Annotated in this window: 18 protein-coding genes; 9 read left to right on the top strand and 9 right to left on the bottom strand. The window is 66.7% G+C overall.

Features of this window, described 5'->3' with window-relative positions; all coding sequences use genetic code 11:
- The first annotated feature begins 26 nt into the window (after window positions 1–26).
- On the top strand, window positions 27–2,633 hold the full coding sequence (gene clpB / locus IG171_RS17750; RefSeq protein ID WP_212128636.1) for an ATP-dependent chaperone ClpB: 2,607 nt from the start codon (window positions 27–29) through the stop codon (window positions 2,631–2,633).
- A 145-nt stretch (window positions 2,634–2,778) separates the two neighbouring features.
- On the opposite strand, the gene IG171_RS17745 is transcribed toward clpB, so the two are convergent.
- From IG171_RS17745 to IG171_RS17735, 3 genes are all read right to left on the bottom strand, one after another.
- On the bottom strand, window positions 2,779–3,963 hold the full coding sequence (locus tag IG171_RS17745; protein ID WP_249203801.1) for an HTTM domain-containing protein: 1,185 nt from the start codon (window positions 3,961–3,963) through the stop codon (window positions 2,779–2,781).
- A gap of 28 nt (window positions 3,964–3,991) precedes the next feature.
- The gene (locus IG171_RS17740; protein WP_212128635.1) at window positions 3,992–4,780 is read right to left on the bottom strand and encodes a DUF5819 family protein; all 789 of its coding nucleotides are present in this window, start codon (window positions 4,778–4,780) and stop codon (window positions 3,992–3,994) included.
- A 107-nt stretch (window positions 4,781–4,887) separates the two neighbouring features.
- Window positions 4,888–6,024: a CoA transferase gene (locus IG171_RS17735; protein ID WP_249203799.1), complete on the bottom strand. Its 1,137-nt coding sequence runs from the start codon at window positions 6,022–6,024 to the stop codon at window positions 4,888–4,890.
- Between the two features lie 384 nt (window positions 6,025–6,408).
- On the opposite strand from IG171_RS17735, the gene IG171_RS17730 reads away from it, so the two are divergent.
- Together IG171_RS17730 and IG171_RS17725 are read left to right on the top strand one after the other, a co-directional pair.
- Window positions 6,409–7,431, top strand: coding sequence for an agmatine deiminase family protein (locus tag IG171_RS17730; RefSeq protein ID WP_212131773.1), 1,023 nt, complete (start codon window positions 6,409–6,411; stop codon window positions 7,429–7,431).
- Window positions 7,432–7,678: 247 nt separating this feature from the next.
- On the top strand, window positions 7,679–8,113 hold the full coding sequence (locus tag IG171_RS17725; RefSeq protein ID WP_212128633.1) for a YtxH domain-containing protein: 435 nt from the start codon (window positions 7,679–7,681) through the stop codon (window positions 8,111–8,113).
- Window positions 8,114–8,209: 96 nt separating this feature from the next.
- On the opposite strand, the gene cls is transcribed toward IG171_RS17725, so the two are convergent.
- Window positions 8,210–9,706 carry a cardiolipin synthase gene (gene cls / locus IG171_RS17720; protein ID WP_212128632.1) on the bottom strand — a complete coding sequence of 499 codons (1,497 nt, stop codon included), beginning with the start codon at window positions 9,704–9,706 and terminating at the stop codon, window positions 8,210–8,212.
- Window positions 9,707–9,994: 288 nt separating this feature from the next.
- On the opposite strand from cls, the gene IG171_RS17715 reads away from it, so the two are divergent.
- Complete coding sequence (locus IG171_RS17715; RefSeq protein WP_212128631.1) at window positions 9,995–10,696, top strand: NUDIX hydrolase; 702 nt, start codon at window positions 9,995–9,997, stop codon at window positions 10,694–10,696.
- Between the two features lie 18 nt (window positions 10,697–10,714).
- On the opposite strand, the gene IG171_RS17710 is transcribed toward IG171_RS17715, so the two are convergent.
- Window positions 10,715–11,515: a crotonase/enoyl-CoA hydratase family protein gene (locus tag IG171_RS17710; RefSeq protein WP_212128630.1), complete on the bottom strand. Its 801-nt coding sequence runs from the start codon at window positions 11,513–11,515 to the stop codon at window positions 10,715–10,717.
- A gap of 35 nt (window positions 11,516–11,550) precedes the next feature.
- A complete protein-coding gene (locus tag IG171_RS17705; protein WP_212128629.1) occupies window positions 11,551–12,801 on the bottom strand; it encodes an MFS transporter in 1,251 nt (416 codons plus the stop codon).
- A 146-nt stretch (window positions 12,802–12,947) separates the two neighbouring features.
- Between IG171_RS17705 and IG171_RS17700 the strand changes: the two genes are divergently transcribed.
- The 3 genes from IG171_RS17700 (at window position 12,948) to IG171_RS17690 (ending at window position 15,707) form a co-directional block, all read left to right on the top strand.
- Window positions 12,948–13,457, top strand: a complete 510-nt coding sequence (locus IG171_RS17700) for an NINE protein (protein WP_212128628.1) — start codon at window positions 12,948–12,950, stop codon at window positions 13,455–13,457.
- A gap of 78 nt (window positions 13,458–13,535) precedes the next feature.
- Window positions 13,536–15,119 carry an FMN-binding glutamate synthase family protein gene (locus IG171_RS17695; RefSeq protein ID WP_212128627.1) on the top strand — a complete coding sequence of 528 codons (1,584 nt, stop codon included), beginning with the start codon at window positions 13,536–13,538 and terminating at the stop codon, window positions 15,117–15,119.
- Between the two features lie 24 nt (window positions 15,120–15,143).
- Window positions 15,144–15,707 (top strand): dienelactone hydrolase family protein, encoded by a 564-nt coding sequence (locus tag IG171_RS17690; RefSeq protein WP_212128626.1) that lies wholly within the window; start codon window positions 15,144–15,146, stop codon window positions 15,705–15,707.
- A gap of 89 nt (window positions 15,708–15,796) precedes the next feature.
- On the opposite strand, the gene IG171_RS17685 is transcribed toward IG171_RS17690, so the two are convergent.
- The 3 genes from IG171_RS17685 to IG171_RS17675 form a co-directional block, all read right to left on the bottom strand.
- Window positions 15,797–16,747: an IS3 family transposase gene (locus tag IG171_RS17685; protein ID WP_249203629.1), complete on the bottom strand. Its 951-nt coding sequence runs from the start codon at window positions 16,745–16,747 to the stop codon at window positions 15,797–15,799.
- Window positions 16,748–16,818: 71 nt separating this feature from the next.
- Window positions 16,819–17,259, bottom strand: a complete 441-nt coding sequence (locus IG171_RS17680) for a transposase (RefSeq protein ID WP_212127466.1) — start codon at window positions 17,257–17,259, stop codon at window positions 16,819–16,821.
- A 118-nt stretch (window positions 17,260–17,377) separates the two neighbouring features.
- A complete protein-coding gene (locus IG171_RS17675; protein ID WP_212128625.1) occupies window positions 17,378–18,181 on the bottom strand; it encodes a 3-oxoacyl-ACP reductase in 804 nt (267 codons plus the stop codon).
- A 183-nt stretch (window positions 18,182–18,364) separates the two neighbouring features.
- On the opposite strand from IG171_RS17675, the gene IG171_RS17670 reads away from it, so the two are divergent.
- Both IG171_RS17670 and IG171_RS17665 read left to right on the top strand, forming a co-directional pair.
- On the top strand, window positions 18,365–19,387 hold the full coding sequence (locus tag IG171_RS17670; RefSeq protein ID WP_212128624.1) for a hypothetical protein: 1,023 nt from the start codon (window positions 18,365–18,367) through the stop codon (window positions 19,385–19,387).
- A gap of 124 nt (window positions 19,388–19,511) precedes the next feature.
- Complete coding sequence (locus IG171_RS17665; protein WP_212128623.1) at window positions 19,512–20,540, top strand: 3-oxoacyl-ACP synthase III; 1,029 nt, start codon at window positions 19,512–19,514, stop codon at window positions 20,538–20,540.

The following is a 20,540-nucleotide window of genomic DNA, read 5'->3' as shown; positions in this document are numbered from 1 at the left end:
GAAACTTTCTCAAGAAGGAGATGCGTATGGACGCACAGATGACAACCAAATCCAGGGAGGCCCTGCAGACGGCGGTCAACGATGTCGTGGCTCGGCACAACAACCAGGTCGAGCCCGCCCACCTCGTCGCCGCTCTGCTGAAGCAGCCCGACTCGCTCGCCTCGAGCCTGCTGACCAAGGTCGGCGCGGACCCGCAGGCGGTGCTGACGGCGATCGAATCCGTGATCGGCGGGTTCCCCACCGTCAGCGGCACCTCGGTCAGCCAACCCAGCCTGTCACGGGCCGGGCTCGAGATGATGAACCTCGCGCAGGAGGAGATGACGACACTGGGAGACCAGTTCGTCTCCACCGAGCACCTGCTGCTGGCCGCGGCCGCCGGGAAGGACGGTGCCGGCGACGCTCTGCGCTCGGCCGGCGCCTCCCGTGATGCCCTGGCCGCCGCCCTGCCGGATCTGCGCGGGGGCAAGAAGGTCACCTCGGAGAACCCCGAGGAGACCATGCAGTCGCTCGAGAAGTTCGGCATCGACCTCACCGCCACCGCACGCGAGGGCAAGCTCGACCCGGTGATCGGCCGTGACAAGGAGGTGCGCCGCGTCGTGCAGGTGCTCTCCCGCCGAACGAAGAACAACCCGGTCCTCATCGGTGATCCCGGCGTCGGCAAGACCGCCGTCGTCGAAGGCCTCGCCCAGCGGATCGTCGCCGGAGACGTGCCCGAATCCCTGCGGGACAAGACGCTCATCAGCCTCGACCTGTCGGCCATGGTCGCCGGGGCGAAGTACCGCGGCGAGTTCGAGGAACGGCTCAAGGCCGTGCTCGAGGAGATCAAGAACGCCGATGGCCAGATCATCACGTTCATCGATGAGCTCCACACGATCGTCGGCGCCGGATCCGGAGGCGACTCCTCGATGGATGCCGGCAATATGCTCAAGCCGATGCTCGCCCGCGGTGAGCTGCGGATGATCGGTGCCACGACCCTCGACGAATACCGAGAGAACATCGAGAAGGACCCTGCCCTCGAGCGCCGGTTCCAGCAGGTGTTCGTCGGCGAGCCGAGCGTCGAGGACACGATCGCGATCCTCCGCGGACTCAAGGAGCGCTACGAGGCCCACCACAAGGTCTCGATCAATGACGGCGCCCTCGTGGCCGCGGCCACGATGTCGAACCGCTACATCACCGGCAGGCAGCTGCCCGACAAGGCCATCGACCTCGTCGACGAGGCGGCCAGCCGGCTGCGGATGGAGATCGACTCGGCTCCGGTCGAGATCGATGAGCTCCGCCGCGCCGTCGACCGCCTGAAGATGGAGGACATGGCCCTGGCGAAGGAGACGGACTCTGCCTCGCTCGAGCGCCTCGGCGCCCTGCGCGCCGATCTCGCCGACAAGGAGGAGCAGCTGCGCAGCCTCGAGGCGACCTGGGAGTCCCAGCGCGCCGGCCTCAACCGGGTCGGTGAGCTCAAGACCAAGCTCGACGAGCTGCGGTCTGCCGCCGAGCGGGCCCAGCGCGACACGGACCTCGAGACCGCGTCCCGTCTGCTCTACGGCGAGATCCCGGCCGTGCAGAAGGAGATCGCCGAGGCCGAAGCCGAAGAGGCTCAGGCCGAAGCCGGTCAGAACTCGGATCCGATGGTCTCGGACAAGGTCTCCGGCAATGACATCGCCGAGGTGGTCTCGTCCTGGACGGGCATTCCCGCCGGCCGGCTCATGCAGGGCGAGGTCGAGAAGCTGCTCGGGGCGGAGGGCGTCCTCGGTCAGCGGCTGATCGGGCAGAAGACCGCCGTCGCCGCGGTCTCCGACGCCATCCGCCGCTCGAGGGCCGGTGTCGCCGATCCGGATCGTCCCACGGGCTCGTTCCTGTTCCTCGGTCCCACCGGTGTGGGCAAGACGGAGCTGGCGAAGTCGCTCGCGGACTTCCTCTTCGACGACGAGAAGGCCCTGATCAGGATCGATATGAGCGAGTACGGTGAGAAGCACACGGTCTCCCGCCTCGTCGGTGCCCCTCCCGGCTACGTCGGCTACGACGAAGGCGGCCAGCTCACCGAGGCGGTCCGTCGTCGCCCGTACTCCGTCGTCCTGCTCGACGAGGTGGAGAAGGCCCACCCTTCCGTCTTCGACATCCTGCTGCAGGTCCTCGACGACGGTCGGCTCACCGACGGTCAGGGGCGCACGGTCGACTTCAGGAACACCCTCCTGATCCTGACCTCGAACCTGGGTTCGCAGTTCCTCGTCGACAAATCGCTGTCGCATGAGGAACAGCGGGAGAAGGTGCTGGACATCGTGCACTCGACGTTCAAACCCGAGTTCCTCAACCGCCTCGATGACATCGTGCTCTTCGACGCACTCGACCAGGCCGAACTCGCCTCGATCGTCGATCTGCAGATCGAGCACATGTCCCAGCGGCTCTCCGATCGTCGGATCTCACTCGAGGTCACTCAGGGGGCCGAGGACTGGCTGGCCCTCGAAGGCTACGATCCGGCCTTCGGCGCCCGACCGCTGCGTCGCCTGGTCCAGCGCGAGATCGGCGACAAGCTGGCCCGCGCGCTGCTGGCCGGTGACGTCGTCGACGGTGACACCGTCGTGGTCGACCTGCCCGAGGATCCCGAGGCCAAAGGCCTGGAGCTGCGCCCGAAGCGGTGACCCGGGACCTCCGCCGACAGCCCCGTGAAGCGGGACCTCCGCCGACAGCTCGACCTGCGACACAGAGCTCGGTATGCAACCAGAGCTTTCAGTCGCAGGTCGAGCTGTCGGCGTTTCAGTAGCCTGGCGTCGAGCCGTCGGCGTTTCAGGAGCGCGACTTCGCGGCGTCCGGGCGGCTCTTGTCCCCTGAGGCAGCCGGGGGACCGGACTGCGCTGCGTCCGGGCGCGGGGCCGAGGACGCCCACCAGTGCCGCAGGTAGGCGCTGAGCTTCGCGAAGCTGCGGTCGCGGATGAAGATCGCGTCGACGGCGATCATCGTCAGTGAGAACCAGGGCAGTCCCATGAGCAGCGCGATCCCCAGGTGGAAGGAGAGGATGCCGAGCAGCGCGACGATCCGGGTGTAGCGGTTGAACAGCATGAACGGGAAGGCGCACTGGAAGAGGATCGACCCCCACGAGATCGCCACCACCATCGGGCCCCAGGCCGTCACCAGGTCCGAGAGCACCGGCCATGTGCCGAACTGCTGCGTGTGCAGCGGGTTGTACACGGCGAACCCATGCTGCCAGGCGGTGCCGCCGGCCTTGTACAGTCCGCCGGACATGTAGATCGCGCACACTTGGAAGGCGAGCACGACGATGGCGAGGTTGTTGGCCATGATCAGCGCCCACCGCCACGATCCGCCGTCGGTTTCGGGGAACCGGCCGGCCCGGCGACGTCGGCGCGCGTCGAGCGACCACCTCCTCGTGGTGTCGGCGAAGAGCAGGGCGATCATGAACATGCGGTAGGCGTTGTCGCCCTGGTCGCCGGCCCCGTCGTTGAGTTCGATGAAGCTCACCCACAGCACGAAGTAGACCGGCAGGACGATCCGCGTCCGCCAGCCGAGGATGATGACGACGGCCAGCAGCGCCAGACCGATCATCATCGCGGTGAACAGCGGCGGCGTCGTCACCGCCCGGTGGAAGAGCGAGAACAGCCAGATGTTCGGGAAGTCGCTCTTCGGCTCGGCGATCTCTCCGTTCCAGGCGGCCCCGACGCCGAAGGCGTAGTGCCGAGCGTTGAAGTTCGTGAGGATGAGGCCGAGTCCGGTCAGGCCGATGAGGATCCTCGTCACCGCCAGCCCGTAGGTCGCGTGATAGCGGCCGGTGAGCATCTCCTCGAGCCAGTTCCAGCCGCGCGCGAGCTTCGTGCGCACCAACGTGGTCAGCGGCACCAGCCCGGCGTCGCTCGCGGAGTTCGCCGATGGGTCGGTTCCGCCGTCGCCCGTCGAGGCGGCCGGACCGGAGCGGCCCACCTCGGTCGCGGTGTCCGCTCCGCCCCGTGACGATGTCATGTCCTGCCCCTCGTGCGGGGTCGTCTCGTCACAGCTCACTGACGCACCTCACTTCGTCGGAGGAGCAGAAGTACTTCGTGAACTCCTCTTGCGACTGATGGTCTTCGACGACGAGCGCGCGCCAGCCCACCGGGACGGGTTGGATGTTCGGGCGTTCGGCGCTCTTGTCGTTGCGATCGGAGAAGGGCACGACGTTCTGGCGGGCCGCCTTGAACTGGACGCGCTGCACGTCATCACCCCAGACGGCCTTCGCCACCTGGGTCGCATAGGCCGTGGCCGTGTGCTCGCTCTCCAGGTAGCCGGGGACCGTGTTCTCCGGATCGTCGTACTCCTCGAGCTTGTTCTCCAGCCGGTCGACCGAATCATCGCCCTTGAAGTAGTCGAGCTCGACGATCGCCTTCTGATCGTCGGGCAGGTCCTCCCAGGAGCCCTTGATGTCTGAAGCCACTCCGATGCCCAGGCCCGCCGACCGTGGTGGGAACAGCTTGTAGGTGGAGTGGTCGAGTTCGACATCGGTGGCCCTGACCCACTCGGTGGTCTTCTCGCCGGTGTCGGTCGTGATCACCGCGCGGACGTCGAAGTAGTAGTCTCCGTTGATCGGCTCGGGGGCGAACACGCTCCACGACTGTCCCCACATCGGGATCATGTACTTGCTGAGCAGATCGCCGGGAATCACCTCCCGCATCGTCGAAGCAGGGGCGATCCACAGGAAGCTGGCGAAAAGGTGGAAGGCCGTGATCGCCATGGCGATGACCATGAGGATCCGCTTCACCGCCGAACGCGGTCGAGGCGTGTCCTCGGTCGGCTCGTTGTCCATCTGGGCTCCGGATTCTCCTCGACGAATATGACGGCTGTCTACCCCGCGACGCGGGCGCATCTGGCCTGGCCGCGGCACCATCGACAGCACACAAGATCAAGACTACTTCAGCGATCAAGCGGGTCGACCGAACGCAGCCAGTCCTTGACCGCCTCGGTGCTCTCCCCCAGGGTCGGCGGGGCCAGATCGTAGCTGGCCGGGGTCGACGACAGCCGGATCGGATTGGCCACGGTGGGGATGACGCGGTCGCCGTCCCCCGCCTCGGCAACGGGGTCGAGTCCCAGCGATGCCGCCAGGTCCACTCCCTGTGCGATCGAGTTGATCGGCGCACAGGGCAGACCCGCCTCGGTGAGGATGTCGAACCATTCCTGGTTCGTCTTCTCACTCAGCGCCTCGATGAGTTCGGGCTCGAGCTCGTCCCGGTGGACGTTGCGGTCGGCGAAGTTCGCGAAGCGGGCGTCGGCGGCCCATTCCGGGTGCCCGAGGATCTCGGCGAGCCGGGCGAACTGGCTGTCGTTGCCGCAGGCGATGATGATCTGGCCCTCGGCCGTGGGCATCGGCTGGTAGGGGTAGAGGCTCGGATGCGCGTTGCCCATCGCCGTCGGCACCACGTCGCCGGCCACATAGGCCGAGGTCTGGTTCGCCAGGCCGGAGAGCGCCGAGGACAGCAGATTCGTCTCGACCAGCTGACCGTCGCCGGTGTCCTTGCGGTGGGCGAGCGCGGCGAGGATGCCCACCGCGGTGTGCAGTCCGGTGAACACGTCGACAACGGCGACCCCGGCCTTGACCGGGCCCGATTCCTGCGTGCCGGTGACGGACATGAACCCGGACAGGCCCTGGATGAGCAGGTCGTAGCCGGGCAGCGGATTGTCCCGGCCGAAGCCGGTCACCGAAGCGTAGACGATGCCCGGGTTGGCCGCCTTGACCGTCTCATAGTCGAGTCCGTACTTCGCCAGTCCCCCGGCCTTGAAGTTCTCGACGAGGACGTCGGCGCGCGCGGCCAGCCGCTGGGCGTATTCGAGGTCCTCGGGGTCCTTGAAGTCGAGGACGACCGAATGCTTGTTCCGGTTCGCCGTGAGGAAGTACGTGGCATCGTCCCCTCGCCGAGGCGGCGCCCAGTGACGCGTATCGTCGCCCGTTCTGCCCTCGACCTTGATGACCGTGGCCCCGAGGTCGGCGAGCATCATCGTCGCATACGGTCCGGCGAGCACGCGGGAGAAGTCGGCGACGATCGTGCCGGCCAAAGGTCCCGTCCCCCGACGACCGAATGGTTCCACTGCGTCCGCTGCTGACACCTGATGCCTCCCTTGGCACGATCGATCTGCCTGTCCTGAGGCAGACTATACGGACTCGCCGGCCGCCTCCGCCCGCTGGGGTCGCCGCGAATGGCGAACACGCAGCGGATTGCGCCCCGCACCCCCAGGACCGGCAGTGCAATCCGTGCCGGGCAGGCAGCGCAATCCGTGCCCGGCGAGGCGATCCGTGCCCGGCCGGCGACGGTTTCCGTCGTCCGCCTCGGCGCGCCTCTGGCTAGACTCGTCTGTGCTCACTCGAACACCTCCCCCGGTCAGCCGCGATCGGCCGCGGCTGACCGGGAACCGTCGAAGGGACGAACGATGACGTTGCACATGCCCGCCGAGACCGCCGCCCAGGATCGCGTCTGGATGGCGTTCCCGTCGTCTGGCTACGCGCTCGGCGACACGGAGTCGCAGGCCGAGGCCGCGCGCGCCACCTGGGCCGCCGTCGCGCGCGCCACCAGCGAATTCACTCCGGTGACGGTCGTCGTCACTCGCACTCAGACCGAGCATGCCGAGCGCCACCTCGGCGAGGGGCTCCGCCACCCGATCACCGTGGTCAACGCCGACCTCGACGATGCGTGGATGCGCGACATCGGGCCGAGCTTCGTCGTCGACGAGGCGGGCGGCCTGCGCGCGGTGGACTGGGTATTCAACGGCTGGGGCGCTCAGGAGTGGGCGAAATGGGACCACGATGAGCACATCGGAGGCTTCGTCGCCGAGCTGACGGGCACGCCCGTGGTGTCCTCGCAGCTGCGCAACGAGGGCGGAGGGTTCCACGTCGACGGGAAGGGCACGGTGCTGGCCACCCGCAGCGTGCAGCTCGATCCCGGCCGCAATCCGGGCATCAGCGAGGACGAGGTCGAAGCCGAATTCGCCCGCACCATCGGGGCGAAGAAGGTCATCTGGCTCGACCACGGGCTGCACCGGGACAACCAGACCTACGGCACGCGCGGCCACGTCGACATCGTCGCCACGATGCCCAGCCCAGGGGTCGTCCTCGTCCACGATCAGCGCAATCCGGAGCATCCTGACTTCGAATTCAGTCGCGAGCTCAAGGAGCTCTTCGCCGCCGAGACCACCGCCGACGGCGTGCCCTTCGACGTCGTGCCGATCCCCGCCCCCGAGGTGCTGCGCGACGACGAGGGCTTCGTCGACTACTCCTATGTCAATCATCTCGTCACCAACGGCGGGGTCATCGCGTGCACCTTCGACGATCCCATGGACGCCGAGGCCGCCGCCGTGCTCGAGCGCGTGTATCCGGGCCGGAAGGTCGTCGGGGTCGATGCCCGCGAACTCTACGCCCGCGGCGGTGGGATCCACTGCATCACCCAGCAGCAGCCGAGCGTGGGCTGAGCGCAGGCCTCAGCTCTCTCGCCCGGCGACCGGCCGCCGCCTCCGCCCGGCCGGACCCACAGGCCGCGATCGTACCCGTCGGGCCACGATCGTACCCGTCGGGCCGCGATCGTACCCGTCGGGCCACGACACGGTATAAGCTGGTGAGGCAGGACACAGTGCCCGTGCGCTGATCCCACCCGATGCCCGGATCTGTGTCACGCAATGCGGGTGACAGTGACGGCAAGCTGCGAAGAGGAGCAGGACAATGAAGAAGAGATTGATTCTCCTGGCCGGTCTCGGAGTCGGATACATTCTCGGATCACGCACCGGACGCCAGAGCTACGAACGGCTCAAGGCGCAGGCCCAGGATCTGTGGACCGACCCGCGTGTCCAGGACACCGTGGAGAAGGCCAACCAGTCCCTGCGGGAGAGGTCCCCGGCCGTCGCCGATGCCATGCAGACCGCCGCCGGGGCCGTGCAGTCCGCCGCCGACAAGGTCAACGCCGCTGCAGAAGCGGACGCGCCGGCCTCCGAGTCCGACGGCGACGAGGACGGGACGAACGCGGCGCCGGCGTCGGCAGACGAGGCCGCCTCGGCGAAGCCCGAGCACAAGCCCTCGCCCAAGGCTCGCGACGCGGTCGGTGATCCGGAACGGCATCTCGACGACGAGGGGCCCGGCGGAGTCGCCGACGACGACTGAACGAGTCGTGCGAACGAACCGTTCGCACGAGGAATCTGCACCGGACGGTGTCTGCACCGGACCTTGGCTGCACCGGTCGACTGAGCCGCGAGGCGCTCAGAGCAGCGAGCTCGTCAGTCGTGCCACGTTCTCCACATACTTCTTCAACAGGGAGCGGTCGGCCCAATCCTCGACGTCGAGCTCGACGGAGTTCGGGGCGTAGCGCTGGGCCTCGAGCTCGTACATGCGCTGCGTGAAGTCCTTGCTGACGATGAACATCGTGACCTCGAGGTTCATCGCGAACGAGCGCTCGTCCATGTTCGACGAGCCGATGATCGAGACCTCGTCGTCGATGATGAGGAACTTCGAGTGCAGCACCGTGGGTGCGTGGTACATGAAGATCCGCACCCCGGCCCGGACGAGCTCGTCGTAATAGGACTGCTGCGCCCTGTGGGTCAGCCAATGATCGCTGGTCTCACCCACGTAGAGACGCACCTCGACCCCCGACCGGGCCTCGGTGGTCAGGGCGTGCAGCAGCGATTCATCGGGCACGAAGTACGGCGAGCACACGACCACGCTGCGGTTCGCGTTGTAGATGAGGTGGTTGAACAGGCGCAGGTTGTTCTCGTCCTCGAACCCCGGACCGGAGGGCACGACCTGGGCCTGGATGCCCCCGGAGTCGGGAGCCTCGAGGTCGAAGCCGTCGGGCTCCTCGACGATCTCGTCGGTCTCCGAGTACCAGTCGGTGAGGAACACGGCATCGAGCTCCTCGACGACCGGCCCCGTGCACTCGAGGGACAGATCCTTCCACTGGAAGCCCTTGCGCAGGTTGCGGCGCTTGTTGTACGAGCGGTCGATGATGTTCTGCGATCCCGTGAACGCGACATCGCCGTCGACGACGAGGATCTTGCGGTGATTGCGCAGATCGGGCCGCTGGTACTCCCCGCGCCAGGGGCGGATCGGCAGCGCACGGCGCCAGCTGACGCCCGAGGCGTCGAGCCGTTTGACCAGATCCGAATAGCCCGGATATCCCAGCGATCCGACGTGGTCGATGAGGATGCGCACGCTGACTCCGCGCCGGTGGGCGGCCAGCAGCGATTCGAGCAGCCGCCGCGTCGTGTCATCGATGGCGACGATGTAGAACTCGAAGTGCACGAACCTCTTCGCCCGGTCGACGGCATCGGCCATCGCCTCCATGCAGGCGTGATTGTCGACGTGGAGTTCGAAGCCGTTGCCGTGCGTCATCGGCAGAGCACCGAGGTCGAAGTTCAGCTGCGCGGCGGTGCTCAGCGGTTCGGGCATATGGTCCCTCTGCCCGATGATCGCCCGATTGCGCAGCTGGTCCCGGATGAGATCGTTGATCTGCGACTGCTTGTCTCTCCGGCGCTTGGGCAGCTTCGCCGAACCCAGCAGCACGAAGACCAAGATGCCCACATAGGGAATGAGGAAGATCGCCAGCAGCCAGCCGAGAGCCACCGAGGGCCGGCGGTTGTGCGGAATCCATCCGAGCGCGACGATGCGGATCACGAGGTCGACCAGCAGGAGAACGAAGATCAGCCAATTCGGCCACGCCTGGTCGATCGCGAAGAACGGATAGATCCCGAAGTTGCTCATAGTTTGCCCGTTCAGCCCCGCCCTTGTTCGTCATCGGTTGGGTTCTTCGCTTCACGTTGAAGATTTCATCGCGTTCCATCGTATCCTGCCGGGTCTCGCGCACACCCACCGCCATGCCCTCTGACCACGGACATCATCGTTCTTCCGCCCCTGCCGCACCTCGGCGAGAACCGTCTCGACCGGTAACGCGGACGTGATCGGAACCACCCCGCCGTCGCTGGTTCACACGCTCGTGGGCATACTGGGAGACAACGACAGCAGACCAGAACGAGACCGAAGGCAGCGAGCGTGATCCGAGACATCAACCCCGAGGGCCGCGATCATTCGGACCTGGCCGACAGCGCCAGCCGGGGCCGCCGTGTCGCCGACCCCGAGGCGGTTCCGGTCCGACCCGCCGTCAGCGTCATCATGCTCCGCGACGGCAGCGACGGCCTCGAGGTCTTCATCCAGCATCGGGTCTCGACGATGGACTTCGCCGCCGACGTCGTCGTCTTCCCCGGCGGGCGGGTCGACCCCGTCGACTTCGACACCGCCCCGTCGATCGCCGTCCCCGACCCCGCTGTGCACACCTCCGCCTGGTCGCGTTCGACCATCGCCGAGGAGGCCGAGGGCTGGCGTGTACTGCTCGCCACCGCGGTGCGCGAGGTCGAGGAGGAGACGAGCGCGGTGCTCGATCCGGCCGGGCTCACCCCGTGGGCGAACTGGGTGACGCCGGTGGGCATGCCCAAGCGCTTCGACACCTACTTCTATACGACTGCGGCCGGCGAACTCTCCTCCGCTCAGCATCGGACGACCGAGGCCCATACGAGCGAATGGCGGTCGGTGACCGGGATCCTCAACGCCGAGGACGACGGTCGGCTCAAGCTCATGCGTCCAACGTTCGTGCTGCTGCGTGAGCTCGTCGACTACAGCAGCGTCGCCGAGGCGCTGCGGGCCGAACGGTCCATCGACCCCGCCCGTCCGGAGCGTCCCTCTTCGCGCGGGAGATGAACACGGTCCAGGAGCGGCTCAGCTCTTCGCTCGGGACTTCATCGCGGCCAGGCGCTGGGCCACGACCTGCTTCTGCTCATCGGTGCCCAGCAGCTGGGACAGAGCCTCCTGCTCGGCATCGAGTCCGGCGCTGAGCTCGGAGTCATAGGAGAGGTCGACCAGCCGCTTCGCCCACACGAGCGCCGATCGGGACTGCCCGGCGATCTGTCCGGCCAGTTCGCGGGCTCGGGCGACCGGGTCCTCGACGATCTCCTCGACCACTCCGATGCGCAGGGCCTCCTCGGCGCCGATCGCCTCGGCCGTGACGATGAGCTTCTTCGCCTGAGCGGGACCGACCAGCCGCGGCAGCAGCTGGGTGCCGCACATATCGGGGATGATGCCCCACTTGAGCTCCATCAGCGACAGCTTCGCATCGGGGGCGGCCACCCGCATGTCCGCCCCCAGGGCGATCTGCATCCCCCCGCCGAGCGCTGCTCCGCGAATCGCGGCGATGACCGGGACCTCGACCAGTGACCAGATGTGGACGGCCTTCTGCGCCAGTGCGCGGGCGGAGCCGAGCCGGGCTCCGAGCTCGACGGCTCCGTCCTCGGCGATGCGCGAGAGTTCGGTGAAGTCGAGCCCGGCGCTGAAGGCGCGGCCCCGACCGGACAGGACCACGGCCTTGACCTCGGTCGCTTCCTGGAGCGCCAGGCCCGCCTCGACGAGGTCTTCGAAGACCTCACGGGTGAGCGAATTGAGTTTCTCGGCGCGGTCGATCTCGACATGGGCGATGCCGTCGGCGATCGAATACTCAACGGTCGAGTGCGTGGTCTGGGACATGGGCGGACCTTTCGCCAGGGGGCCTGAACTACCGATCAGTTACGTTTCTTGAAGCCTATCGGAGCTTCGGTCAGCGTCAAGACCAGGACCGCGATGAGGGAGACCGCGCACATCCCCACGACCCCGGGCCAGGCGAAGTCGACGAAGAGGACCGCCGACAGCCACGCGCCGAGGCTCGTGCCGAGATAGTAGACGGTGAGGTAGATGGCGGCCGCACGGGTCGAATCGACTCCGGGGCGCGAGGCGCTGGCGGCCGCGGACGCGCCGGTGTGGCCGAGGAAGAAGCCGGCGGTCAGCAGCGACATGCCGCCGATGATGGCCGGCAGCGAATTGATCAGCGTCAGGCCCGCACCGGCGAGCGCGACGACCATGCCGACAAGCGTGATCCGGGTGCGCGGGAACTTCGTGGCCAGACGACCGTAGTAGGTGGTCACGACGGTGCCGACGAGGTAGATGAGGAAGAACAGTGCGACCGCGCCCTCGCTCAGCCGCCACGGGTCGTGCTGCAGGCGGGTGCCGAGCATGGTGAAGGAACCGCCGAAGACGATCATGCACAGGAATCCGGTGAGGTAGATCCGCCACAGACCCCCGCGCAGCGGAATCATTCGCCGAGGCGGCCGAGCCTCGGCCGGCTCCTGACCCACCGGATCGGCCGCCTCGGCGCCGGTCGGCACGACTTCGCGGGCGGACCGACTGCGGGACGTGGAGAAGAGGTCGTGGCGCAGCAGCCAGACGACGATGAGACCGAAGACCAGGGAGACGGTCGCGGTGAAGGCGAGTCCGCCGTGCCAGCCCAGCAGTTCGGCGGCCAGTCCGGTCAGCAGCCGCGAGCACAGTCCGCCGATCGTGTTGCCGGCGATGTAGACCCCGATCGCGCCGGGCAGGGCCTGAGACGGCAGCCGCAGGGAGAGGTAGGCCATGGCCGTCGCCGGCACCGAGGCGATGGCCACGCCCTGGAGGAACCGGACGGCGATGAGCAGTTCCGGGGTCGGAGTGAAGGGCAGGATGAGGGCGAGGATCGCGGCCACGATCACGCCTGCGCCGATCTGACGCGCATGCCCGATGCGCCCGGCCAGCATCGAGAACGGGATGAGGAAGACGGCCATGGCCACGTTCGTCGCCGACACCGTCAGGCTCGCCGTCGGCCCGTCGATGCCATAGGCCTCACGGATGGCCGGCAGGAGACCCTGGGTCTCGTAGAGGACGAGGAAGACGGCGACTCCGGCGAGGAAGACCGCCGCGACGGTTCGCCGAGTGCTCGTCAGACTCGGCTCCCCAGTGCTCATGGGACCAACGCTATGCCTGCACACCCCGCGGCCTCAAACGATTCCCCGGCCCTGACCGTGTGAGTCCGGACACCGCGCTCATGCGGAGGATAACCCCATCGCCGAGGCGGGCCCCGCCTCCTAGGCTGGAACCCGACCCGGCGGCGGTGCTGGAACCCGACCCGTGGGCGGTGCCCGCCGAGGTCGGATCCCCGCCGGCTGCGAACAGCGAATGGGAGGCCACAGCGATGTCCGCGACCACCGAGATCCCCGTGGTCTCCCGGACGACCGAGATGCCTGCGCTCTGCCGGACCAGCGAGCTTCCCGTCGTCTCGCCGACGACCGCGCCCGAGGACACGGGGCAGGCGCGGAACAGGTCGTTCGTTCTCACCTGGCTGCTGTCCCTGCTCCTGGGCTTCCTCGGACTCGACCGGTTCTACACCGGGCGGTACCTCACGGGTGCTCTCAAGCTGCTCAGCCTCGGCGGTCTGGGGATCTGGTGGATCGTCGACCTCGTCATCGTTCTGGCCGGCGGGCTCCGCTGCCAGCGGCGACCGCTGCGCGGTTTCGAGACGGATCGGGAGATCGCCTGGATCGCCACCGGCCTGACCATCATCATCGCCTATTCGATGCAGCTCGATGAGGTGATCGTGAGGCTGCTGAACTCGATCGTCTGAGCCTTCTCAGGTCTGCCTTTCCTGAAATCTGCGCCTCCCCGGTCTAGGCTCGGGAACAGGACAGTTCAAGGAGGCACGATGAGAAGGCAATTCCCCATTGTCCGGATGGTCAGTGGTGACTCGGCAGGCAAGCAGGTCGCGGGAGTGGCGGCGGCTGCCTCGGCGCTGGGACTCGGCGCCCTCGCGGCATGGGATCTGGCGCAGAGGAAGCATTCGATCCTGCGCAATTATCCCGTTGCCGGACACGCCCGGTTCCTGCTGGAATCGATCCGGCCGGAGATCCAGCAGTACTTCATCGAACGCAACTGGGACGGTCGCCCTTTCAACCGGGACACCCGGACCACCATCTACGAACGCGCCAAGGGAACGCACTCCGAACACGCCTTCGGCACCGAACGCGATGTCAACCGGCCCGGCTACGAAGCGCTCATGCACTCGAACCGACCGATCGCGAACCCTGCCCGGCCACCGCGTGTGCGCATCGGCGGAGACGAATGCACTCAGCCCTATGACATCTCGCTGCTCAACGTCTCGGCGATGAGCTTCGGCTCGCTGAGCGACAACGCCGTCCGCGCCCTGAACAAGGGTGCGGCGATGGGCGGATTCGCCCACGACACCGGCGAGGGCTCGATCTCGCCCTACCACCGCGAACACGGCGGTGACCTCATCTGGGAACTCGGCACCGCGTACTTCGGCGCCCGCACCCCCGAAGGCAGGTTCGACCCCGAGGTGTTCGCCGAGAAGGCGAAGGACCCGCAGGTCAAAATGGTCTCCCTCAAACTGTCCCAGGGTGCGAAGCCGGGCATCGGCGGTGTGCTGCCGGGGCCGAAGGTCACGGAGGAGATCGCCGAGATCCGCGGCATCCCCGTGGGCAAGACCTGCATCAGCCCTCCCGGTCACAGCGTGTTCTCGACCCCGATCGAACTGCTCCAGTTCGTTCGGAGGATGCGCGAGCTCTCAGGCGGGAAACCGGCCGGCTTCAAGCTCTGCGTGGGTTCGCGCACGGAGTTCCTCTCGATCGTCAAGGCCATGGTCGAGACCGAGATCCTGCCGGACTTCATCATCGTCGACGGGTCCGAAGGCGGCACCGGAGCGGCTCCGCTGGAGTTCGAGGACAATGTGGGACTGCCGCTGACCCAGGGACTGATGATCGTGCACAACGCGCTGGTCGGCGCCGGACTGCGCAAGAAGATCAAGGTCGGTGCCTCGGGCAAGATCGCCACCGGCACCGATATCGTCAAACGCCTCATCCAGGGCGCGGACTTCACGAACTCGGCGCGGGCGATGATGATGGCCGTCGGCTGCATCCAGGCCCAGGTCTGCCACACCGGCAAGTGCCCGGTGGGAGTGGCCACCCAGAACCCCAGGCGGGCCCGCGCGATCGATGTGCCCGACAAGTCCGAGCGGGTGAAGAACTACCACGATGCCGTCGTCGCCGAGGCCGCCCGGCTGATGGCGTCGATGGGCGCGTCCAGCCCCGAGGATCTGGAGCCGACCATGCTGCGCCGCAACGTCTCCGAGTCCGATTCGTGGTCCTATGCCCGAATCTACGACTGGCTGAAGCCCGGCGAGCTGCTCGAAGACGCCCCCGAGGAGTGGGCGGAGGATTGGTCGACCGCCCGCGCCGACTCCTTCACCATCCCGCACGGCCACAGCCGCTGAATCCGACTGCTGTGAGGATTTCCCATGAGCACCCTCGTACTGCTGCACTCCGCCCTGGGCCGGACCCCCGGCATGGATGCCATCGCCGAACGCTTCACCGCTGCCGGCCACACCGTCCACATCCCCGACTTCTATGACGGCAGGACCTTCACCACCGCCGAGGCCGGAGTCGGCCATTCCCAGGAGGTCGGGTTCCCGACACTCGTGGACCGGGTGAAGGACGCCTGTGCGGACCTGGGTGAGGAGATCGTCTTCGGCGGGTTCTCCCTCGGCGCTGCGATCGCACAGCAGATGGGCAAGAACGATCCGCGAGCTCGCGGCGTCCTGCTCTTCCACGGCGGCGGCTTCCCGAAACCGACGCGGTGGCAGGCACAGGTGCCGGTGCAGGCCCACTTCTCCGTCGACGACGAATGGCGCAGCCCCGGCACCATCGAGACCCTCATGGAGTCGGCGGCTCGGGCCGGCGCCCATGCCGAGAGCTTCCTCTATCCCGGGAACACGCACCTGTTCAGCGATCCCACGACCCCCGACTATCGGGAGGACAGTGCCCGGCTCCTCTACGAGCGCGCCCTGTCAGTCCTCGGCTGAGCCGGGCTCGGTCGAGCCCAGCCGCGGCCGAGCCCAGCCGCGGCCGAGCGGACCCTTTGGCCGCGAGCGGACCCCGTGCACGGTATATTTCAAGCTGTTTGTGACAGCTCGGTGTTTTCTGGGCTATTGATGCCGGCGTGGGTCGGTGGGCCAGCGGCTATGGGGCTGGTGTGGAATCGTTCCGGATGCGCGCAGTGACGGGCCTCCAGAGTGGCTTGGCGACGGGCCCGGACAAGCTCGGTACGTCCGTGATGGACATCGTTGGGAGTGTAATAATTCAGGCCGCTGTGGCGGTGGTTCGCGTTGTAGTCAGCAATGAACGCGGCCATGTAGTCACGAGCATGATCGATGGATTCGAACCGGGTGGGAAAGTCCAAGTGGTACTTGATGGTCTTGAACGTCGATTCACTAAACGCGTTGTCATTCGACACTCTGGGCCGGGAAAAGGACAGCTTGATCCCCAGCGACTGAGCGAACTGGACAGTCGTTGCCGCGCGCATGGGAGCCCCGTTATCGGCGTGTAGCACGGTCGGGTACTGCTGGTTAGTTGCCACAGCCTGATCGATCATGGTCTGAGCATGGACGGATTTCTCGGAAGTCTCGACCCGGTGGCCAACGATCTTGCGGGAGAAAACGTCCATGATGGCATAGAGGCGATAGATGACCTTGCCGGGACCGCGCAGCATCGTGATGTCCCAACTCCACAGTTGGTTCGGTGCGCAGGCAGCGTGGACCGGCTTAGGCCGTTTGGGCTGGTTACCACGGCGCTGGGCGCGACGGTCTCCGTTCTGCCCGTGTGCGGCCACCACTCGGTGAGCCGTCGACGCGGAGAATGGCACCTGCCCGGCATCGAGCATCCGCCAATACGCCTGGGTGACAGACAGGCTCTCATAGTCTTCAGAGTTCAACAGCGCCATGAACGCATCGGCCTCGGCGGTGGTGATCCGACTCGGGTAGTCGCGTTCCTTCTGCGGCACCTGCACCCCGGCCGGGACCGCCGGATTCTGGTGACGGTACCAACTCGTACGATGCACACCCATCAACTCGCAGGCCGCCGTGATCGACCAGCCGACCCTGATCAGATCGCCGATGAACCTGAACCCGATTGCCTTTACTGTGGCGGGCTCATCCAGTCCGGCCTGGTCGCCTCGACCTCGGGCAGCGTCGGGTCTGTCGCGGTCGCGCTCTTGGACATCGCTTCCAAGAGCGCGGACGCTTTTCCCAAGATATCGACCGCAGCTTCAGACTTGGCCAGTTTGGCCTTCAACGCTTCGTTCTCGGCCTGCAGCTGTGTGAGTTGCTTCTTCTCAGCGGCTTTGAGCTTGTTGTCACTGGGATTGCCATTCAACCGATCCGATCGCGAGGTCAGGCAACCATTTTCTCTGTCCACGAACCACTGATAGATCGTTCTGGGATTGACCCCGACAGTCCGAGCCAACTGGGCTTTAGAACCCATCTCGATACATTTGTCATATTCGTCCAGGATCTCGAGTTTCTGGGCCGTGGTGAAATGCCCGCGGCTCGAGGAACGGGACGGAACTTCAAAAGACATAACAGACTTCTCTCCCCGCCAATATTGTCAGATAACTGTCACAAGACAGCCTGACACAGAGGGTGCAACCGGTCCGCTCGGCGCTGAGGGGTCCGCTCGGCGACTTCCGCCGGGCGGTTCAGCCCATGACGAGGCCGTTGTCGACGATGAGATTCTGTCCAGTGACCGCCCGGGAGGCGGGTGAGGCGAAGAAGACCACGGCGGACGCGAAATCCTCCGGGGTGGTCACGCGCCGCAGGGCGCTGGCCTCCGCGATCTGGTCGAAGACGTCCTCGGGAGTCGCCGATGAGGCGTCCGTGGTCCGCAGCAGACCGCCGGAGACCATGTTCACCCTCACTCCTGCTGGTCCGAGGTCCTTGGCGAACGTCCTCGTCAGCGACAGCAGAGCGGCCTTGGCAGCGGTGTAGTCGTGGTAGGGCACGATCGGGTCCTGGAACAGGTTGGTCCCGATGTTGATGACCCGTCCGGAACCGATCTCGCGGAATCCGTGCATGGCGGCCTGGATCGTATTGACCGCCCCTTCGACCGAACCGCGGAACTGGTCGGCGAAGTCCGAGTAGTCGATCTCGTCGGCCGGCTGCCGTTCGTCACCGTTGAACGAGAAGTCGACGAGCGCATTGTTGACCACCGTGGACACCGGCGCCCCGAATTCGGCGACCGCGGCCTCGAACATCGCGTCGACGGCGCGGGAGTCGGTGACATCGGCTTCGACGGCCATGGCACGTCCGCCGCGAGCACGGACGGCCTCGGCGAGCTCCTCCACGGTCTCCGCGGAGTATCGGTAGTTGATGACCAGCGCCGACTCCTCGGGGGCGAAGGCCTTCGCGATCGCTGCTCCCAGACCGCGCCCGGAGCCGGTCACGAGGACGACCTGCTCGCTCAGGGGCAGGGCCTCGGAAGTGAAAGCCTGGGCGTTGCTCATCGCGTGTCTCCTTCGAACGTCGGTGGGCGGATCCGGCGGACCCACTCCCACCATACCCATGGAGCAGCGCCGGTCGGCGGCCGGGAAGGACACCCGCCGTCAGCGCGAGAACGTGCCCCGAGCGCCAAGAGTCCATAGACTGAACGAACGACCATCGTTGTCCAGTCCCAGGAAGTCACGCTTATGAACGAGCTCGGCGCCGGAATCTCCATCGGAGTCCTCGCAGCACTCGTCGTCTTCGTCATCTACCTCATCGCGGCGAAGCTCGGACGATGGCAGCCACGGTCCCAGCCCGGCGGACCGGGTGCCGGACACGGCCGAGCCCCGCAGAACCAGGGCGGGTACGGCCAGGGCGGATACAACCAGCCCACACGCGCCTGGAGCAGCGAGGACGAGACCCGCGTTCTGCCGGCCGATGCGCGCGGCTACGACGACCGCGGCTACGACGACCGCGATGCCGCCCCGCCTCGGGCGACGAAGGCCGAACTGGCTCAGAACATCCAGTACTCGGGCCAGATGATCGAAGCGAACCGGCGGGCCGCGACCTCCTCCAACGGTGACACCCTCGCGGTGTTCACCTACATCTTCGGCGCCGCGCTCATCGCCGTCGTCGCCTTCGTGTTCTTCAACAACCTCCTGCTCCCGGCCACCATCGGTGCCCTGACCGGAGCGATCATCTGCGTGGCGCTGTCGGCGACCTACACGCTCAAATCGCTGGACTTCTGGCCCGACAATGCGACGATCACCATCATCAACCTCCTCGTGGCCCTGGCGGCCTCGATCTTCATGTACATCGGTGCCGTGCAGACCCAGCGCGATGGCACGAGCCTGAACTCCATCACCGACTCCTTCGCCCCGCTTCCCTTCAGCGAAGGGTTCTCCGGGTTCGCCATGGCCATCGGAGATCGGGTCGTGACCTTCTTCCAGGACTTCGGCTTCTTCGGCTTCGTCTTCCTGCTGTTCATGGGCATCGGCTGCGTCATCGTCGTCACCCTGGCCGCGAAGTCTCTCATCGACGTCATGGACTGGCGGATCTTCGCCCAGTTCGGGCATTTCGTCACCGATCGGCCGATGTCCTATTCGCGTGCCGTGCGCTTCCAGACATCGAAGGTCTCACACACCGTGACCTCGATCGTTCTCGGAATCATCGCCGTCCTGGCGGCCACCGGAATGCTCTACGACGGCTTCACCTGGTTCACACGCTGATGAAGATCTCAGCAACCGGGCGCTAGTATAGATCCGGAATTCTCCCGTCGTGTCGTGCCCCGCGCGCGTCCCTGCGGCCCAGACTGACCTCGACGAACTACCCGAAAAGGGATGAGTACCTCAATTGGCGAACGGCAACGCAACATTTCGGCACTCGAACGTGGCCCTGCTCGGCCTGACCGAGACGCTGGCCCCGAACGAAGTGACCTCTCAGGAATTCGACGAACGCCTCGCCGATACGCTGTCCTCCCTCGGGCTGCCGCAGGGCCTGCTCCAGCGTGTCGCCGGCGTCTACGCGCGCCGCAACTGGGATCAGCCCCATCAGTTCGCCGAAGGCGCGATCACCGCGGGAAGGCAGGCCCTCGCCGAGTCGGGCGTCCCCGCCGAGGCGATCGGCCTGATGGTCAACACCTCGGTCACGCGTGAGCACCTGGAACCGTCCGTGGCCGTCGGCGTCCATGCCGGCATCGGCCTGGGCCCGCAGGCGATGAACTTCGACATCGCCAATGCCTGCCTCGGCTTCGTCAACGGCATGACCCTGGCCGCGAACATGATCGACGCCGGACAGATCGAATACGCCCTCATCATCGCCGGCGAAGACGCCTCCCGGGTCCAGGAGGCCACCCTGGCCCGACTCAACCGTCCGCAGATCACCCGCGAGGAGTACCTCAACGAGTTCGCCTCCCTGACCCTGGGCTCCGGCGCCGCGGCCGCCGTCCTCGGACCGGCCGACAAGCACCCGGAAGGTCACCGCGTCCTCGGCGGAATCACCCGGGCGGCGACCCAGCACCACGAACTGTGCGTCGGCGACCACAACGGCATGTTCACCGACACCAAGGGCCTGCTCTCCGGCGGCATGGAACTCGTCGTCGCCGCCTGGGAGGAAGCCCACGAGACCGGCTGGGACTGGCGGGAGATGGACCGCTACGTCATGCACCAGGTCTCCGATGTGCACACGAATTCGATCACCAAGGCCGCGAACCTCGATCCGGACCGGATCCCCGTGAGCTACCCGGAGCTCGGCAACGTCGGCCCCGCCTCCCTGCCCATCACCCTGTCCCGTGAGGCCGCGAGCCTCCAGCCGGGCGACCGCATCCTGTGCATGGGTGTCGGTTCCGGCCTCAACACCGCCATGACCGAAATAGAGTGGTAG

It is taken from the genome of Brevibacterium sp. SMBL_HHYL_HB1 (assembly GCF_018208375.1).
In the GTDB taxonomy this organism is placed as follows: domain Bacteria; phylum Actinomycetota; class Actinomycetes; order Actinomycetales; family Brevibacteriaceae; genus Brevibacterium; species Brevibacterium intestinavium.
This window is presented reverse-complemented; position numbering and strand designations above follow the sequence as displayed.

Coding starts and splice junctions, on each gene's coding strand:
- clpB (WP_212128636.1), top strand. CDS start 27: ATGGACGCACAGATGACAACCAAATCCAGGGAGGCCCTGCAGACGGCG.
- IG171_RS17745 (WP_249203801.1), bottom strand. CDS start 3,963: ATGACATCGTCACGGGGCGGAGCGGACACCGCGACCGAGGTGGGCCGC.
- IG171_RS17740 (WP_212128635.1), bottom strand. CDS start 4,780: ATGGACAACGAGCCGACCGAGGACACGCCTCGACCGCGTTCGGCGGTG.
- IG171_RS17730 (WP_212131773.1), top strand. CDS start 6,409: ATGCCCGCCGAGACCGCCGCCCAGGATCGCGTCTGGATGGCGTTCCCG.
- IG171_RS17725 (WP_212128633.1), top strand. CDS start 7,679: ATGAAGAAGAGATTGATTCTCCTGGCCGGTCTCGGAGTCGGATACATT.
- cls (WP_212128632.1), bottom strand. CDS start 9,706: ATGAGCAACTTCGGGATCTATCCGTTCTTCGCGATCGACCAGGCGTGG.
- IG171_RS17710 (WP_212128630.1), bottom strand. CDS start 11,515: ATGTCCCAGACCACGCACTCGACCGTTGAGTATTCGATCGCCGACGGC.
- IG171_RS17705 (WP_212128629.1), bottom strand. CDS start 12,801: ATGAGCACTGGGGAGCCGAGTCTGACGAGCACTCGGCGAACCGTCGCG.
- IG171_RS17695 (WP_212128627.1), top strand. CDS start 13,536: ATGAGAAGGCAATTCCCCATTGTCCGGATGGTCAGTGGTGACTCGGCA.
- IG171_RS17690 (WP_212128626.1), top strand. CDS start 15,144: ATGAGCACCCTCGTACTGCTGCACTCCGCCCTGGGCCGGACCCCCGGC.
- IG171_RS17685 (WP_249203629.1), bottom strand. CDS start 16,747: ATGGGTGTGCATCGTACGAGTTGGTACCGTCACCAGAATCCGGCGGTC.
- IG171_RS17680 (WP_212127466.1), bottom strand. CDS start 17,259: ATGTCTTTTGAAGTTCCGTCCCGTTCCTCGAGCCGCGGGCATTTCACC.
- IG171_RS17675 (WP_212128625.1), bottom strand. CDS start 18,181: ATGAGCAACGCCCAGGCTTTCACTTCCGAGGCCCTGCCCCTGAGCGAG.
- IG171_RS17670 (WP_212128624.1), top strand. CDS start 18,365: ATGAACGAGCTCGGCGCCGGAATCTCCATCGGAGTCCTCGCAGCACTC.